9 protein-coding genes are annotated in these 17308 nt (G+C 55.4%); 3 read left to right on the top strand and 6 right to left on the bottom strand.

The annotated features are described in order from the left end of the window. Positions 1-52: 52 nt before the first annotated feature. Both acnB and sodA read right to left on the bottom strand, forming a co-directional pair. Entirely contained in the window at positions 53-2638 is a 2586-nt protein-coding gene (gene acnB, locus Q3970_RS05260; protein ID WP_303099552.1) for a bifunctional aconitate hydratase 2/2-methylisocitrate dehydratase, read from the bottom strand. A gap of 185 nt (positions 2639-2823) precedes the next feature. Then, the gene (gene sodA, locus Q3970_RS05255) at positions 2824-3441 is read right to left on the bottom strand and encodes a superoxide dismutase [Mn] (protein WP_303099551.1); all 618 of its coding nucleotides are present in this window, start codon (positions 3439-3441) and stop codon (positions 2824-2826) included. Positions 3442-3900: 459 nt separating this feature from the next. On the opposite strand from sodA, the gene Q3970_RS05250 reads away from it, so the two are divergent. Beyond that, complete coding sequence (locus Q3970_RS05250; RefSeq protein WP_303099550.1) at positions 3901-5742, top strand: BCCT family transporter; 1842 nt, start codon at positions 3901-3903, stop codon at positions 5740-5742. Between the two features lie 114 nt (positions 5743-5856). On the opposite strand, the gene Q3970_RS05245 is transcribed toward Q3970_RS05250, so the two are convergent. Further along, positions 5857-7338, bottom strand: coding sequence for an aldehyde dehydrogenase family protein (locus tag Q3970_RS05245; protein WP_303099549.1), 1482 nt, complete (start codon positions 7336-7338; stop codon positions 5857-5859). Positions 7339-7841: 503 nt separating this feature from the next. Here Q3970_RS05245 and waaA point away from each other — a divergent pair. Then, a complete protein-coding gene (gene waaA, locus Q3970_RS05240; protein WP_303099548.1) occupies positions 7842-9110 on the top strand; it encodes a lipid IV(A) 3-deoxy-D-manno-octulosonic acid transferase in 1269 nt (422 codons plus the stop codon). Positions 9111-9191: 81 nt separating this feature from the next. Here waaA and Q3970_RS05235 read toward each other — a convergent pair whose 3' ends face one another. Beyond that, the gene (locus Q3970_RS05235) at positions 9192-12983 is read right to left on the bottom strand and encodes a translocation/assembly module TamB domain-containing protein (protein WP_303099610.1); all 3792 of its coding nucleotides are present in this window, start codon (positions 12981-12983) and stop codon (positions 9192-9194) included. A gap of 208 nt (positions 12984-13191) precedes the next feature. Next, positions 13192-15018 carry an autotransporter assembly complex family protein gene (locus Q3970_RS05230; RefSeq protein ID WP_303099547.1) on the bottom strand — a complete coding sequence of 609 codons (1827 nt, stop codon included), beginning with the start codon at positions 15016-15018 and terminating at the stop codon, positions 13192-13194. A 334-nt stretch (positions 15019-15352) separates the two neighbouring features. Here Q3970_RS05230 and sstT point away from each other — a divergent pair, with 334 nt between their 5' ends. After that, positions 15353-16579, top strand: a complete 1227-nt coding sequence (gene sstT / locus Q3970_RS05225; RefSeq protein WP_303099546.1) for a serine/threonine transporter SstT — start codon at positions 15353-15355, stop codon at positions 16577-16579. 352 nt (positions 16580-16931) lie between these two features. Here sstT and rpsJ read toward each other — a convergent pair whose 3' ends face one another. Continuing rightward, entirely contained in the window at positions 16932-17243 is a 312-nt protein-coding gene (rpsJ, locus tag Q3970_RS05220; protein WP_002642322.1) for a 30S ribosomal protein S10, read from the bottom strand. Positions 17244-17308: the final 65 nt, after the last annotated feature.

The following is a 17308-nucleotide window of genomic DNA, read 5'->3' as shown; positions in this document are numbered from 1 at the left end:
TTTTTCAGACGGCCTTAATACCTTACCGGGGCCGTCTGAAAGGTTTCACCCGTTACACATTCACCTTTCCGGCAACTTCGTTGTAACTGTCGATTTCGTTGAAGTTCATGTAGCGGTAGATCTGATCGCCCTGCTCGTTGATGATGCCGATATTGGCCTGATACTCTTCAACGGTGGGGATTTTGCCCAATTTGGAGCAGATAGCCGCCAATTCCGCAGAACCCAAGAACACGTTGGTGTTTTTGCCCAAACGGTTGGGGAAGTTGCGGGTGGAAGTGGACATCACGGTTGCCCCTTCGCGCACTTGTGCCTGGTTGCCCATACACAGCGAGCAGCCGGGCATTTCCATGCGCGCGCCGGCACGGCCGAGCACGCCGTAGTGGCCTTCGTTGGTCAGCTCTTGCGCGTCCATTTTGGTGGGCGGCGCCATCCATAGGCGCACGGGGATGTCGCTCTTGCCTTCCAGCAGTTTGGAAGCGGCGCGGAAGTGGCCGATGTTGGTCATGCACGAACCGATGAACACTTCGTCGATCGGCGTGCCGGACACTTCGGACATGAATTTCACATCGTCGGGGTCGTTCGGGCAGGCCACGATCGGCTCTTTGATGTCGTCCATGTTGATTTCGATAACGGCGGCGTATTCGGCACCTTTATCGGCTTCCAAAAGCTGCGGATCGGCCAGCCAGGCTTCCATGGCTTTGATGCGGCGCTCCAGCGTGCGCGGGTCTTTATAGCCGTCGGCAATCATGTTTTTCATCAGCACGATATTAGACTTCATGTATTCGATTACCGGCTCTTTGTTCAGCTTCACGGTGCAGCCTGCGGCAGAACGTTCGGCAGACGCGTCGCTCAATTCGAACGCCTGTTCCACTTTCAGATCGGGCAGGCCTTCGATTTCCAAAATACGGCCCGAGAAAATGTTTTTCTTGCCGGCCTTGGCCACGGTCAGCAGGCCTTGTTTGATGGCATACAGCGGAATGGCGTTCACCAGGTCGCGCAGGGTAACCCCCGGTTGCAGCTTGCCGCTGAAACGCACCAGAACGGATTCGGGCATATCGAGCGGCATCACGCCGGTGGCGGCGGCAAAGGCCACCAAGCCCGAGCCTGCGGGGAAGGAGATACCCAGCGGGAAACGGGTATGCGAGTCGCCGCCGGTGCCGACGGTGTCGGGCAGCAGCAGGCGGTTGAGCCACGAGTGGATCACACCGTCGCCCGGACGCAGCGCCACGCCGCCGCGTGTCGAAATAAATTCAGGCAGCTCTTTGTGGGTTTTTACGTCTACCGGTTTCGGATAGGCGGCGGTGTGGCAGAACGACTGCATCACCAAGTCGGCAGAGAAGCCCAAGCAGGCGAGGTCTTTCAACTCGTCGCGGGTCATCGGGCCGGTGGTGTCCTGCGAGCCGACGGTGGTCATACGCGGTTCGCAGTAAGTGCCGGGGCGCACGCCCTGCCCTTCGGGCAGGCCGCAGGCACGGCCGACCATTTTCTGCGCCAGCGAGAAACCGGCCTTGCTTTCGGCAGGCGCTTGGGGCAGGCGGAATTCGGTGGAGGCGGGCAAGCCCAGCGCTTCGCGGGCTTTGGCGGTTAAGCCGCGGCCGATAATCAGGTTGATACGGCCGCCGGCCTGTACTTCGTCGAGCAATACTTGCGATTTCAGCTGAAATTCGGCAACGGTTTCGCCGTTTTTCACGATTTTGCCTTCATAGGGCAGAATATCGACCACGTCGCCCATTTTCAGCGCGGAAACATCCACTTCAATCGGCAGTGCGCCCGAATCTTCTTGGGTATTGAAGAAAATCGGCGCGATTTTGCCGCCCAGGCACACGCCGCCGTAACGTTTGTTCGGCACGAAGGGAATATCCAAGCCGGTATGCCAGATTACCGAGTTGGTGGCGGATTTGCGCGAAGAACCGGTGCCGACCACGTCGCCCACATAGGCAACGGGGTGGCCTTTGGCTTTTAATTCTTCCAACAGTTTGATGGGGCCGACTTCGCCGGGTTTGTCGGGGCTGATGCCGTCGCGCGGGTTTTTCAGCATGGCCAGCGCGTGCAGCGGAATATCGGGGCGGCTCCAGGCATCGGGCGCGGGGGAGAGGTCGTCGGTGTTGGTTTCGCCGTCGACTTTGAATACGGTTACGGTGATTTTTTCGGGCACTTTTTCGCGCGAGGTAAACCATTCGGCGTCGGCCCACGACTGCAGCACGGCTTTGGCGTGCGGGTTGCCTTTGTCGGCTTTTTCCTTCACGTCGTGGAAAGAATCGAACATCAGCAGGGTGTGTTTCAACCCTTCGGCGGCAATCGGCGCCAGTTTGTCGTTGTCGAGAAGCTCAATCAGCGGGTGGATGTTGTAACCGCCGAGCATGGTGCCCAGAAGCTCGGTGGCGTATTCGGGCGATATCAGCGGGCTTTGTGCGCTGCCTTCGGCAACGGCGGCCAGGAACGAGGCTTTCACTTTGGATGCGTCGTCCACGCCGGGCGGCACGCGGTTGGCGAGCAGGTTTACCAGAAACTCTCCTTCGCCTGCAGGCGGGTTTTTCAGCAGCTCCACCAGACCGGCGGTTTGCTGTGCAGTAAGCGGGAGGGCGGGGATGCCCAGAGCTTCGCGCTCTGCGGCGGCTTTGCGATAGGCTTCTAACATCTCGTTGTTCCTTTTAGTGGTTTTTCTTCTGGGTTTACCGCACATTGTAGTGCTGCGTAGTTTTCAAATCATAAACTAAATTTGTGTAAATAGGAACTTTCTTGTGCAGCTGCACGGCAGGATTGCCTTTGGTTTAAAGGCCGTCTGAAAAAGTTTCAGACGGCCTTTATCGTTCGTACGGCAGATTATTGGGATTCGAAACGTTTGGCGGCTTCGTCCCAGTTTACCACGTTCCAGAACTCTTTGATGTAGTCGGGGCGGCGGTTTTGGAACTTCAGATAATAGGCGTGTTCCCATACGTCCAAACCGATAATCGGGTAGCCTTTGCAGCCGGCAACGGCTTCACCCATCAGCGGGGTGTCTTGGTTGGGGGTAGAAACCACTTTCAATTTGCCGCCGTCGAGCACCAGCCACGCCCAACCTGAACCGAAACGGCCGGCTGCGGCCTTTTCGAACTCGGCCTTAAAGGCATCAACCGAACCGAAATCGCGTTCGATGGCTTCTTTCAGCGCGCCTTTCAATTCGGTGCCTTTCTTCAGGTTTTTCCAGAAGAAAGTGTGGTTGACGTGGCCGCCGGCGTTGTTGCGCAATACGGTTTGCTTGTCGGCGGGCAGCTCGTTCAGCCGCGCCACCAGCTCTTCGGGGCTGAGTGCGGCGAATTCGGGCAGCGATTCCAACGCGGCGTTGGCGTTGTTCACATATGCTTGATGGTGTTTGCTGTGGTGGATGTTCATGGTCATTTCGTCGAAATGGGGTTCCAATGCATCGTAGGCATAACCGAGTTCGGGCAGGGTATAGGTCATTATGTTCTCCTTATCGGGATTGATGGGGGCGGGTATGCGCGGGCATACACGGCGAACCGTTGATACTATTAATTATCGGGCGCTGCTGCAAGCGGGAAAGCCCTTATGCTTCACATGGTTTTTATCAGTGCCTCATGCGGGAAGCGTTTTCTGCACCAAGGATTTCCCGCCGTTTCAGACAGCCCAAGCCCGCAATGAAACCCAAAAGCAGCAGTTTAATATTTTATTGTTAATAATCAGTGATATATATGTATGCTATAATACAACTGCTTCTTTTGCAGGCTGTTTGTTACATTAAAAAACAATATTTACCGCTTCCCCGTAACGGCCGCCGCACGATTTAAGGCACCGCACGCAAATGAAGCAGCATGTTGCCGTAACAGGTTTTTTCATGTTTGGGAAGTTTGCGCAGGAAACCGACATTGCACTCACGAAATAACCAAAACCAAGGAGCCAACATTGTCTGTTCAAAATCACAACCCCAACCCGTCCGATCATAATTCAAAGCGTATCAAGTTCCGTTACAAACCCGCACCGAACCGTCTTTCCTACCGCCATTTAGGCATGTTTGACGCCGATAAAAACTTTCAGCCGCACGGGGAAGGCAGCACGCCCGATACCCGCATCGACAAATTCACGTTTTTCGGCGTATTGGTAATCCTGTTTGCCATTACTGCACCGTTGGTGGCATTTCCGCAGCAGGGTGCCGAGTGGGTGGCGCTTACCAAATCGTTTGTAACCGACAAACTCGGCGTGGGCTATCTGGCCTTCGGCGTTTTGGCGTTTATTTTTGTCGTTTACATTTCTTTTTCCGACATCGGCAACATCAAACTGGGCAAACCGGAAGATGAAATTGAATTTAAAACAGGATCATGGGCGGCGATGATGTTTTGCGGCGGCATCGGTGCCAGCATCCTTTACTGGGGTGTTGTCGAATGGGTGTATTACTGGCAGGGTCCGCCGTTCGGCCTGACACCCGGATCGCCCGACGCCGTGCGCTGGGCAAGCACGTACGGCCTGTTTCACTGGGGGCCTGTTGCTTGGGCGATTTACCTTGTACCCGCCGTATCCATCGCTTATTTCGCCCATGTGCGCAATTCGCCCGTGTTAAAGGTAAGCCAGAGCCTGATGCCGCTTTTGGGTGAAAATTTCACCAAGAGCAACTGGGGGCGGCTGATAGACGTGTTTTTCATATTCGGCATGATAGGTGGCGGCGCCACCACACTGGGCTTGGCCTCACCGATGATTGCCGAAGGTTTGTTTGAGCTTTTCGGTATTTCAAACAGCATCGCAACGCAGCTTTGCGTTTTGCTGGTAACCACCCTGATTTTCGCCTATAGCGCCTATCAAGGCCTGCGCGGCGGCATCCAGATGCTTTCCAACATCAATTTTTACCTTGCTATCGCGTTTCTGGTTTTCGTGCTGGCAGCAGGCCCCACTGTGTTTATCCTTAATGTGGGACTGGAAAGCCTGGGGCGCTCGCTCACCCAGATACTCACCATGATGACTTGGACCGAATCTTTCGGGAGTTTCGAACAGCAAGGTTTTAAAAACACGGGTTTCCCGAAAGACTGGACAATATTCTATTGGGCATGGTGGCTGGTATTCGCCCCCACCATCGGCCTGTTTATCGCCAAAATTTCCAAAGGGCGCACCATCCGCCAGATGACCATAGGGTCAATGTTTTACGGCTCGCTGGGTTGTGCGGTGTTTTTCATTATTCTCGGCAACTACGGCATGTATCTGCAGTTAAGCGGAACGCTTGATGTGGTTGCGGTATTGAAAGACCAAAGCGCCACCGCCGCCATTTTCGCCGTGTTGAACACCCTGCCCATGGCAAAAATAGCCGTGGGGGTTTTTGTGGTGCTGGCCGTTATTTTCACAGCCACCACATTCGACAGCATTTCCTATATTCTCGCCTCGGTGGTACAGCACGAGGTAGACGGCGAACCGCACCGTTGGAACAGGCTGTTTTGGGCGTTTACCCTGTGTATCCTGCCCGCATCGCTGATGTTTATCGGCGGGCTCGACACGCTTCAGACGGCCTCTATCTTCGCCGGCGCGCCGCTGCTGGTAATCATGAGTATGATGATGCTCTCGATTATCAAAGCCGCAAAATACGATTTGTATTACCAGCCCGACTATTCGCTCAAAACCATCCATATCGAAGAAGTGCCCGACAATGCCCCGTGGGAGCACGGTGAAACCTCCCAGGCACCCGAAGGCTCGGTTTTGGCACAGCAGGCGGTATATGAAGAATTACGGCACGGCGGTGAAGAAACAAAAGAAAAAAGCACCTGAATCCGAACGCAGCCTTCTGCGGCGGATGCGGACATATAGCCGCCCGATTTAAGAAAAAAAAGATTATGCCGTCTGAAAACGTTTTCAGACGGCATAATCTTTAATGTGCCCCGCTTAATACAGGCCTTCACGTTCCTCGCGGGTGCTGATATAGATGTTTTTCACCTGGGTATAGGCTGCCAGCATCATTTTGTGGGTTTCGCGGCCGATGCCGGAGGTTTTATAGCCGCCGAACGGTGCGCCTGCGGGCAGGCGGTTGTAGCAGTTCACCCAAACGCGGCCGGTTTCCAGCGCGCGCGATACGCGCAGGCAGCGGTTGATGTCTTTGCTCCATACCGCGCCGCCCAAGCCGTATTCGGATTCATTGGCCATTTTTACCACTTCCTCCTCGGTTTTGAATTTGATCACGGTGGCTACGGGGCCGAAGATTTCTTCTTGCGACACGCGCGCACTGTTGCTGTCGGCGGCAATCAGCGTGGGCTCGACAAACTCGCCTTTGGCCAAACCGCCTTCCACTTTCTTGCCGCCGGTGATGATACGGCAGCCTTCCTGTTCGCCGATTTTCACATATTTCAGAATGGTTTCCACTTGGTTGGCGTTAACCTGCGCGCCCATTTGGGTGTCGTCTTCCCACGGCAGGCCGACTTTCACTTTTTTAAATTCTTCGGCAAGGGCGGCAACGAATTTATCGTAGATGCCTTCCTGCACGAAAATGCGCGAACCGGCACAGCACACTTGCCCCTGATTGAACAAAATGCCTTTTTGCGCGCCTTCGAGGGCTTTGTCGAACGGCATATCGTCAAAGAAAATATTGGCCGATTTGCCGCCCAATTCGAGCGTGGCGGGAATCAGCATTTCGGCGGCGGCGATGCCGATATGGCGGCCGACTTCGGTGGAGCCGGTGAAGGCCAGCTTGTTGAAACCTTTATGGTGCAGCATATATTCGCCCGATTTCGAGCCTTTGCCGGTAATGATGTTCAGCACGCCTTTGGGCAGCAGGTGGTTTACTTTTTGGGCAAACGAGAGCAGGCTCAGCGAAGTGCTTGAAGAAGGGTGGATAACGATGGTGCAGCCTGCCGCCAGTGCGGGGGCGATTTTCCAGGCGGCCATCAGGAAGGGAAAGTTCCACGGGATAATCTGGCCGACCACGCCGATAGGCTCGCGCAATACGATAGACAAATCTTCTTCGTCGAGCTGGTTGCAGGTGCCTTCTTCGCCGCGGATTACACTTGCGAAATAGCGGAAGTGGTCGGAAGCCAGCGGAATATCGGCGGCGCGTGTTTCGCGTATGGGTTTGCCGTTATCCAGCGTTTCCTGCAGGGCGAACAGTTCGGCGTTTTCGTCGATAACGTCGGCGATTTTGTTGAGGATGGCGGCACGCTCGGCGGCAGTGGTTTTGCGCCAGGTTTTGAAAGCTTCCTGTGCGGCAGCCACGGCCGCGTCAACGTCTTCGTTTGAGGCATCTACAAACTTGGCCAAAGCCTCGCCGTTGGCGGGGTTGTATGAAACGATAGTTTCGCCTTTGCTGCCTTTGGTCCATTCGCCGTTAATCAGCAGGCCATATTCTTGATCAAACACATTCAGATTTTTTGCCATGATATTTCTCCTGTTTTTTTGAAAGCGGGCTTAGGGAGTGCAGTCAAAAAGCGTTGCGGCGGTATTTTTGGTTAAAATCCGCATCTGCGGCGTTAGGTAGCGTAGCGGACTTGCGAAGCTAAAATGCTCGCAAGATGTCCAAATCTTGCTGCGCTTTTTGCCTTGCATTTGCGGATTTTCCCTCAAAAAACCGCTTCACAAGCATTCTGACTACACTCCCTAAAACCCGAATTTCAGAATAGTATTTTTCGTTGCCGGATTCAAGCACCGCCACTGGTGGGCATTTTTAATTTTAACGATATAATTTTTTGAAAATAAACAAATTTTTATCAAACACACCAGCCTCACGGCAAAAAGTAAAACCGAGTAAAAGGCCGTCTGAAAACATTTTCAGACGGCATGAGGATACCGTAGGCAGGCCCTCCGACCCCCTGCTTCTGCCACCCTTATCCGCCCCTTGCAAATCCGCTACAATTAAACCCACGTTTTTATGCGGAATACTCATGGACACAACACGTTGGTTTTACACACAGCTTTGGCACATCGCACCGTTTTTCATCCGCCGCTACCTGCAAAAGCGCGGAGCCCGCGCCCCAGCCTACCTTGAATATTGGGGCGAACGTTTCGGCAGCACGCAGCAAAACCCCGTGCAGCAGCCGGTTTGGGTTCACGCCGTATCGGTGGGCGAAACCCGCGCCGCCGAACCGCTGATTCGCGAACTGCGCGGCTATTTTCCCGATGCGCCGCTGCTGCTCACCCAAATGACCCCCACCGGCCGCGCCGCCGCCGAAGCGCTTTACCCCGACGCGCAATGCCGCTACCTGCCCTACGACAAACCCGAATGGGTGCGCCGGTTTTTGCAGGAACACCGCCCCCTCTTCGGCATACTGATGGAAACCGAAATCTGGCCCAACCTGATGCACGGCTGCGCCGAAGAAAACGTGCCGCTGTTCCTCGCCAACGCAAGGCTGTCGGAAAAATCGCAAAACGGCTATTTGAAAGTGCGCCGTTTGGTCGAACCGGCCATGCAGACCCTGCGCGGCTGCTACGCGCAAACCGCCGCCGATGCCGAACGGCTGCATTTGATCGGCGCGTCTAACGTGCACGTTTGCGGCAACACCAAATACGATATCACCCCCACCGGCGATATGCACGAACTAGCATCGCTTTTCCGCAGCCGCACCGGCAGCCGCCCGGTGGTGGTGTGCGCCAGCACGCGCGAGCACAAAGGCACGGACGAGGCCGAACTGCTGTTGCAGGCGTGGCGCGCCTATCACGGCAGCGCCCTGCTGGTTATCGTGCCGCGCCACCCCGAACGTTTTCAGACGGCCTACGATACGGCGGTGCGCTTGGGATTTAAAGCCCAAAAACGCAGCGATAATGAAGCAGTTGCCGCCGACACCCAAGTATGGATAGGCGACAGCATGGGCGAAATGATGGCTTATTATCTGGCCGCCGATGTGGCGTTTGTAGGCGGCAGCCTGGTCGACTCCGGCTGCCAGAACCTGATCGAGCCCGTGGCCTGCGGCGTGCCGACCCTGTTCGGCCCTTCCACCTACAATTTTGCCGCCGCCGCCCGTGGTGCGGTGGAAGCGGGCGCGGCCAAGCAGGTGTTCAGTGCGCAAGAATGGCAATACACCACGGCGCAATGGCTGGCCGACGCAGAAACGCGCGGCCGCTACGCCGCCTGCGCCGAAGCATTTGTGGGCAAACACCGCGGCGCCAGCCGCAGAATGGCCGAGAGGATAGCGGAAACAGTGCAGGAAATATAACCGCCTCGGTATTCGGTGTTTATTAAAGAATCAGGCCGTCTGAAACATTTTCAGACGGCCTGTGGTTTAACGGGCTGCTGTTTAATCGAAACGTATGCTGTATTTCACCTCGCCGCCCCACGATACGTTGCCGACGCGGGCCACAGCCTGCACGGCGCGGGAGAGCTGGTAAACAAGTTTGACCGACTGCTCGGCGCTGCCCACGCCGTATTCGTAGCCCATATACAGATCGTTGGTGAGCTGTTTGCCCACGGTGAGCACCTGTTCGGCAGGATTCAGCTCGCCCGTTTGGGCATTGCGGCTGCGTTTGCTGGTGAAGCCGAAATCGTCGACCAAGCCCAGTTTGTCGTTGACACGGCCTGCCAGAAGCGCGCCGGCGGCGGCGGAAAGGGCGGCTTCGTCGCCGTCGCTGCCGCTGCTGGCACGGTTAAGAATCAACCATGATAGTTTGTCTTTTTCGCTCATGGCTTCGTCGGCCACCAGCGAAATGCGCGGATTGTTGAGGCTGCCCAAAACTTCCACCCCCGCGCCCACGGGCGAGAGGCGGCGCTCGGCGCGGATATTGAGGTTGGGATCGGAAAGGGGGCCGACAAACGAGATGTGGCCTTTGGTGATGTCCAAATCCTGGCCGTAGGCTTTGTAGCGGCCTTTAACCACATTCACCGTGCCCACACCCTGCACGGTCTCGCCGGGCTTGGCAGTCAGCCTGAGCCTGCCGCCCAAGGTAACGTTTAACCCTTCTCCGCTAAAACGCAGGCTGTTGTTCAAATCAAGCGTTAAATCCATGTTGACGGGGGTGGAGGCAACAGGCTGTTTTTCGGGCTCGCCCAATACGACCACGTCTTCGTCCAATACCGGCATAGCCGACTTTTGGAAGCCGAAGTGTCCGGAGTCGGCCTTGAGCGTACCGTTCAGGGTAACGCCGCCGGTTTCGGTGTAGAGCATTTTGGCGTTGCCGCTGAGGGTGAGGCGGCGGTTGGGTTTGTCGAGTGCGTTATATTTGTTGAACACCAAATCCACATTAACGTTTGGCTCGGCATTGTTCAGCCCCACTATACCTTTGAGTTCGACGGTGCCGCCGCGGTGGAAGCGCAGATTGTCGATAATCCACGACTGGCCCTGTATGCGCGAACGCAAAATGCCGTTGTCGAGTATCAGGCCCAATTCTTGGTTGCGGTAATAAAGGTCGTTGCCGTTGAGCGTGCCGTTAAACTGCGGCTGGCCGACGCGGCCGCCGATGGTGGCTGTGCCGAGCAGGTTGCCGCGCAGGCTCTGGCCCACGGGCAGGAAATTGCGGAAGGTTTCGAGATTGGGCGCGCTGATGCTGATTTTGCCGCTGATGGGGGCGAGTTTGATATCGTTGCCGAACTGCTGGCTGACAACCAGGTTGCCGTCGAGCTTGCCGTAGCCGGTTACGCCGTCGAGCGTGCTGTCGATACGGCCGTTTTGAAAGCGGGTGTTGAGCGAAAGCGCGCTCAGGCCGAGCATCTGTTTCCGGTAAGGCAGTTCCACGTCGCCGCTTTGGCGGCGGATGTTGAGGTAGCCGCGGGCATTTTGGCTGTACGACAAATCCCAGTCGCCCGACAGAACCAGATTATGCTGCACGGGCGGAGTATAGAAATTGTGCAGTTGTGCGATTTCGAGGTTATCGGCACGGCCTTTGGTAGTGATGCCGTTTTTCTTGTCCCACACGAAGTTTTCAAGGTTGAGGCTGCCGCCCATCGCGCTCCAGCGGGCGGCGGTCATGGCTACACGTTCCGCACCTGCTTCAAGGTTGATGCGGTTTTGCAGTTTGAGGTTGAAGGCGCCGCTGATGTCGAACACGCTGAGCGTGCCTTTCCATTGCTGTTTGTCGTCCAACCCGCCGTTGGCGTCGATTTCGAGTTTGTAGGGCTTGCCGTCGAACGAAAGGCTGCTGCCTCCGTGTATACGGTGGCGGCGTCCGGTACCGTCGGCAAACAAATTGACTGCATCAATCACGGTGGGCTGGCTGCCGCCCACACGGATGCGGCTGCCTTTCAGCTCGATTTTTACGGGCAGGTTGTAATCGGGCGAGCCTTTGAGTTTGAAATCCAGCGAATCTGCCTGTGCAGCCCCCGCCACACGCAGGTTGCGGGCCTGTCCGGCCAAATCGGCTTCGAGTTTTTTAATATCGCCTGCAATATAGCCTTTGGCTGTCAGCAGCCCCGCCATGCCGAAACCGAAACGGCCGAGGTCGGGAGCGTTGATGTCGATGTTCAAACGGTCGCCTTTTTTGCCGAAGCTGCCGTTGGTTTTGATGCTGTTGCTGCCTAATAAAATGTCGGCGGTTGCACGGGCAAGGTGATCTTTCTCATATAAAACGTCGGCACTGCCGCGCAAGGCCACACCGGAGAGGGTGCTGGGGCCGAACTGCATTTTGCCGCCGTATTTTTGGTTGGTGATTTCGCCGTTGAGGTTGGCGGTGCCGTTCACGTTGCCTTCGGGAAACTGTTTGTTGAGTTTGGCGGGGTTGAAGTTTTTTCCGGTAACGGCCAGCTTCAGGGCCTGGTTTTTAAACAGCTCCAGCGAACCTTCGGCGCTGACTTCGCCGCCGTTGACGGGGCGTATGCGGGCATGTTTGAACAAGATGGTCTGCTGGCCGTTTTCCGCATCTGTGTTCATTCGGATCAGGCCGTCTGAAAGGGCGTTGCCGGTGTTTAAATCCCAGCCGGTTTCAAGATTGCTGAAGGCTCCGCTCAGGGTGATGGTGCCGTTGAGGCTGCCCTCGAGTTGTTGCTGTACGGCATCGGCGGCGCTGATGTTGCGCAGGGCGGCGGCCAGCGCAAGCTGCTGTTTGGCGGTGTCGATGTTGCCGGCGAGGTTTACGGTGCCTTTCTGCATCAGCTTCGCGGACGTGTCTTGGATTTTAATCAGGCCGTTGTCGTTGACGGTGAAGTTGCCTACCAGTTCGCGCACGGGTATGCCGTCCGCATCGGCCGGTTTGGGCGCACGGTTGGCCAAGTCGACGGAACCTTCGAGTGCGAGGCCTTTCTCAAACGAGGGCACCACGGTGGCGTCGAATTCGAGCAGGGACTCCGGGAGGGTGGATAAAAACGCCTGCGGGTTGATATTGAAGCCTTTTACCTGCACCAGTTTGATTTTGTCGTTGAGTTTGGCGGCAAACGGGTGCAGCACTGATTCGGCATGCAGGCGCACATTGTCGCCGTCGATGCGGATGTCGGTTTCCATATCGCGCAGGCTGCCCCACAGGCGGGTTTGGGCGTCGATGGCCCGTCCGTCGAGTTCGCCTTGGCCGTAAATGGCGGCGTTGAGGGCAAACGGGCTTTTCACGCCGAGGGTGGCGCTGCCCGATGCGGTGTTCCACGGGGTTTGCAGGTCGGCCAGTTTCAGGCTGTGCAGTTGGTGGTTGTAAACATACGATGCGCTCAAACGGTTGAGGTAAACGGTTTGGCGGTCGGCGCGCGAGCCTACGCTGATTTTTCCGGTTTCGAGTTTGTCGAGCGCCGCTTCAACAGGCAGGCTCACGCTTTCGGGCAGGCCGGATGCCGGTTTTTTTTCAGACGGCGGCACGGGTTTGGTAACGATTTGAATGTCGCCCGCAATCAGGTGTTTGATGTGCAGTTTGGTTTGTGCGAGTTCGCGCGGGTTCCAGCTGAAAGACAAACGGGTGATATCCACATCTGCACCTTCGGTTTCCACGCGCCAGCCGTCGCCGTGAAAGCCTTTCCACAACGTGCCTTGCAGGGTTTTCGAGCTGATGTTCACACCGAACCACGAGGGGATTTTATACAGGCCGTAACGCAGTCCCGATTCTGTGCCGGCCAGCCATGCCGCTGCACCTGTAACCGCGGCAACCAGCAGCAGAAAAATCAGAAAAAACGCCCAAAGCATCCGCCGCCACAGGCTTTTTTCAGGCTTGTTTTCAGACGGCCCCCTGTCCGGTGCAGGCGCGGCATCGGGCGGGATGACGGTTGCGTCGGGTTGTGAATTCATATCGTATGACCTGTTTTCATTTTTCGGTTGCAAGGCCGTCTGAAAACCTAGTGTTCCATGATTTGGATTATGTTTTCAGACGGCCTGAAGCGTGAAGGTGTGCATTTTAGAAGCGGGTGCCCAAGCTGATGTGCCAGCGCAGTTTTTTATCGTGGTGCCCGTAGGCGACGTCGAACGAAAACGGCGCCACAGGGCTGAACCAGCGTACGCCTACGCCTGTGCCGTGTTTCAGCGACATTTGTTTGAAGTTGAGTGCGGCATCACCCATATCGTGGAACACGGCGGCGGAAAAGCTCTTGCTTACCGGGTATTGGTATTCAAAGCTCGCTACCGCCAGCGCGCGCTCGGGCAGCACTGAATTATTGGGGCCGGCCAAGCCGATGCTGTCAAGTTCGTAACCGCGTATCGAGGTGGCCCCGCCGGTGCGGAACTGCAGCGAAGAAGGCACTTCTTGGTCTTCTCGGGCATACACGTAACCGACTTGGCCGCGTGCGATAAACGTGCCGATTTTCTTGTTTTCGGGCGTGAAATAATAACCTGCGGCAGCCCGCGCACGTGCCATGGCGGTGGAAGAAAGCAGCGAGCCCAAGGTGGCGCCGACTTTGCCGTCGAGATAATAGCCGTTTTCAGGACGCAAAACAGTTTCGATTTCCTGCCTTTTCCACGAGGCGGTAAGCATGGTGGCGTGGCTGCGCCCCAAATCGTAATCGGTATCCGGTACGCGGCGGCTTTCGGTGAGGAATTCCAAGCCGATGCGCGACTCGATGTTGTTGCGGTCGCGCACACGCCAGATGCCGCTGCTCACGGCGTGTTTTTCGAGGTTTTGGGTAGTGGAGCGGGTGTAGGCCACATTGCTGGTGAAATAATGGCCGTTGTTTTTTCGCGGCTGGCTGATACCGGCGGCCAATGTGGTTTCGTATCTGTCGGCATCCGCCACCAGCGAGCCGATGTAGCCGCGGTTGAACAGATTGTAGTAATCGTAGCCCAAACGGCCGCCCACACCGTATTCCGAGTCATAACGCACGCCCGCCTCGAATTTGTGCCGCTTCATTTCTTCAACCGACACCCTCACCGGCACACGGTCGCCCTGCATATTGTCGAAATCTGCCTGAACCGATGCCCCCGAATAATGGTTGTCCTGCTCCAGCGCCTGTTGGTAGTCGAGAAGTTGGTCCAAATCGTAGGGGGAGCCGGGCTGAAACTGCGCCATGCCGCGCACTACGCTTTCGGGATAGCGTTTGGTGCCGCTGATATGGATGTCGCCGAAATAAACGGGCCGGTTGCTTTCTACCAGTACGTTCAAATCGGCGGTGTGGGTGTCGGGGTTGATGGTAGCCTGGGTTTGCGAGAGCTTGGCCAGCGGGTATTTTTTGCGCGTAACAGCAGAAAGCACCGAGGTTTTGCTGCTACTCCACCGGCTTTGATCGAAATAACCGCCTACAGGCAGCGACCAATTTTCCATGGCGCTTTTGTAATACTGCGCCAAATCGGGATCTTGCATCACATCGCCCACGATGGCTACGCCCACATTGTTGATTCTGGTTCGCGGTCCGGGTGCGACATCAACCACATAACCATAACCCGACGGCGATACTGTTACCTTGCTCTTGAAGTAACCTTTGGTTTTAAGCATGGTCTGCACATCGCCGGGCGCTTCTTCAGCCAGAAAGCCCATCTGCTCGCCGTCGAGCTCCTCTTCCTGCTGCTGGGTAATCAGCGGCAGGTATTCTTCGATCATGGCTTTCACTTCTTTATCGTCGGTGCGGATTTCCACCGGATATTTTACCGGCAGCTTTTCGTCGTCTGCTCCGGCGGTTTTTTTCTCGGTTTTTTTAATCCGCACATAATCTTCGGGCGCAGGTTCGGCCGCAAACGCCTGCATACAGGCGAGCGACAGGGTGGAAAACAGCAGGGAGGCGGTGTGTTTTTTCATAGGGTTTGCACAGTTTGGAAAACAGACGGCAATCTGGCGGCAATTTTAGCATTGTTTCGGCTGTTGTCGGCAGGGGTGGCTGCCGGATAACCCTGAAAATTGAATTGATTACCGTATTGACTGTTTTCAGCAGGCAGAAAAGGGCAGCTTGCCGTTTTATTCGGCTTCAGTTTTAAAATCATCCGTTTTAACGGATAAAATTTCAAAATTTAGAAATTTTATTTCAAAATAAATATATTTATAGATTTTTGTGCCGTATTTTAGCAAGCATAGCTTGAGAAGGGGTTTTATTTTAGAATATTAGCCTTTTTTAACGTTTATAAAAGGACGAATCATGGCAAGCGGAAATCCCGTGATAGATGCCGTCAACCGCATCAGCTTGGTAAAGCAGATTGTGGTAGGGCTGGTTTTGGGCATGGTGCTGGCATGGCTGTCGCCTTCGACAGGTCAGGCCGCCGGCCTGTTGGGCAGTTTGTTTGTGGGCGCGCTCAAAGCGGTGGCACCGGTGCTGGTGTTCGTACTGGTAACAGCGGCCATCGCTCAGCACCGGCAAGGCCGTGAAGCACATATCAGGCCGATTATCCTGCTTTATGCCGTAGGCACATTTTCAGCTGCGTTTTGTGCTGTGGTTGCCGGTTTTTTGTTCCCCACCGAAATCGCACTGGTTACCGCGGGCGATGTAGGCACCACACCTCCTTCAGGTATTGTGGAAGTGATGAAAACCCTGTTAATGAATCTGGTATCCAACCCCGTGGGGGCGATTGCCGATGCCAACTACATCGGCATTTTGGCTTGGGCGGTTATACTCGGTTTTGCACTGCGCAATGCATCGGAAAACACCCGCACCATGGTTGCTGATTTCGCCGAAGCGGTGTCGAAAGTGGTGAAATGGGTGATCCGCTTCGCACCTTTGGGCATTTTCGGCTTGGTGTCGTCAACCATTGCCGAAACAGGGTTTGACGCACTTCTCGGCTATACCCGCCTGTTGGCGGTGCTGCTCGGCTGCATGCTGTTTGTCGCACTGGTGGTCAACCCGCTTATCGTGTGGACGCAAATCCGTCAAAATCCCTACCCGCTGGTACTTACCTGCCTGCGCGAAAGCGGTGTTACCGCCTTTTTCACCCGCTCTTCCGCAGCCAATATTCCCGTGAACATGGCGCTGGCTAAAAAACTCGGCCTGCATGAGGACACTTATTCGATTTCGATTCCGCTGGGAGCTACCATGAACATGGCCGGTGCGGCGATAACCATCACAGTGCTGTCTATGGCTGCCGCTTACACGAAAGGCATTCAGATCGACTTCGCCACTGCACTGCTGCTTAGCCTGGTGGCCACGGTGAGTGCGGCAGGCGCATCAGGTGTAGCAGGCGGCTCACTGCTGCTGATCCCGCTGGCATGCAGCCTGTTCGGTATTTCCAACGACGTGGCCATGCAGGTGGTTGCGGTGGGCTTTATCATCGGCGTGGTGCAGGACTCCGCCGAAACTGCACTCAACTCCTCAACCGACGCCCTGTTTACCGCTGCAGCGGATTACGGCAGGCAGCGTAAAGCAGGAGGATAGGCGTATTACAAAAGGCCGTCTGAATAAGATGTGAGCCGCTGCACTGAAAAAATACACCTCAAAAAACAAACGGCTGTCGGAATAAAATGCATCCCCACCCGTATGAAAACCCAGACTGCACCCAATTACCCAACTGTACCGGGAAAGCGACGACCTGCTGCAGACAGTGCCGATATATAAGACGACAAGACTGGCAGCCAAAACGCTGTACCAGTTCTTAGTAGTTTTACCATAAAGCATTTCAGACGGCCTGAGGCCTTTGCAAAGAACTCTTCCCAGTTGTCTGAAAACTGTTAAAAAAACCCCGCAAAGCCAAGCCTTGCGGGGTTTTGTTTCAGATTTACAACCTAAATTACTGCACTTTGATTTCCACATCTACACCTGCGGGCAGGTCGAGTTTCATCAAAGCATCAGTTGTTTTGTCTGTCCAGTCCACGATATCCATCAGGCGCAGGTGGGTACGGATTTCCAACTGTTCGCGTGAAGTTTTGTTCACGTGAGGCGACCGCAGAATGTTGAAACGCTCGATTTTGGTCGGCAACGGAATCGGGCCTTTTACCACGGCACCGGTGCGTTTGGCAGTTTCAACAATTTCCTGGGCAGAACGGTCGATCAGACTGTAATCATACGCTTTCAGGCGGATACGGATTTTTTGGTTTGCCATTTATCTATATCCTTCACATTAAGCGATGATGGAAGATACCACGCCGGCACCTACGGTACGGCCGC

Source organism: Neisseria sp., from assembly GCF_030530745.1.
In the GTDB taxonomy this organism is placed as follows: Bacteria; Pseudomonadota; Gammaproteobacteria; order Burkholderiales; family Neisseriaceae; genus Neisseria.
Note: the sequence above shows the minus strand (reverse complement) of the source record. Positions and strands in the feature narration are given on the sequence as shown.

Excerpts from the sequence above, each read along its gene's own strand:
- Q3970_RS05245 (WP_303099549.1), bottom strand. The coding sequence starts at position 7,338 with ATGGCAAAAAATCTGAATGTGTTTGATCAAGAATATGGCCTGCTGATT.
- rpsJ (WP_002642322.1), bottom strand. The coding sequence starts at position 17,243 with ATGGCAAACCAAAAAATCCGTATCCGCCTGAAAGCGTATGATTACAGT.
- acnB (WP_303099552.1), bottom strand. The coding sequence starts at position 2,638 with ATGTTAGAAGCCTATCGCAAAGCCGCCGCAGAGCGCGAAGCTCTGGGC.
- waaA (WP_303099548.1), top strand. The coding sequence starts at position 7,842 with ATGGACACAACACGTTGGTTTTACACACAGCTTTGGCACATCGCACCG.
- sodA (WP_303099551.1), bottom strand. The coding sequence starts at position 3,441 with ATGACCTATACCCTGCCCGAACTCGGTTATGCCTACGATGCATTGGAA.
- sstT (WP_303099546.1), top strand. The coding sequence starts at position 15,353 with ATGGCAAGCGGAAATCCCGTGATAGATGCCGTCAACCGCATCAGCTTG.
- Q3970_RS05235 (WP_303099610.1), bottom strand. The coding sequence starts at position 12,983 with ATGCTTTGGGCGTTTTTTCTGATTTTTCTGCTGCTGGTTGCCGCGGTT.
- Q3970_RS05230 (WP_303099547.1), bottom strand. The coding sequence starts at position 15,018 with ATGAAAAAACACACCGCCTCCCTGCTGTTTTCCACCCTGTCGCTCGCC.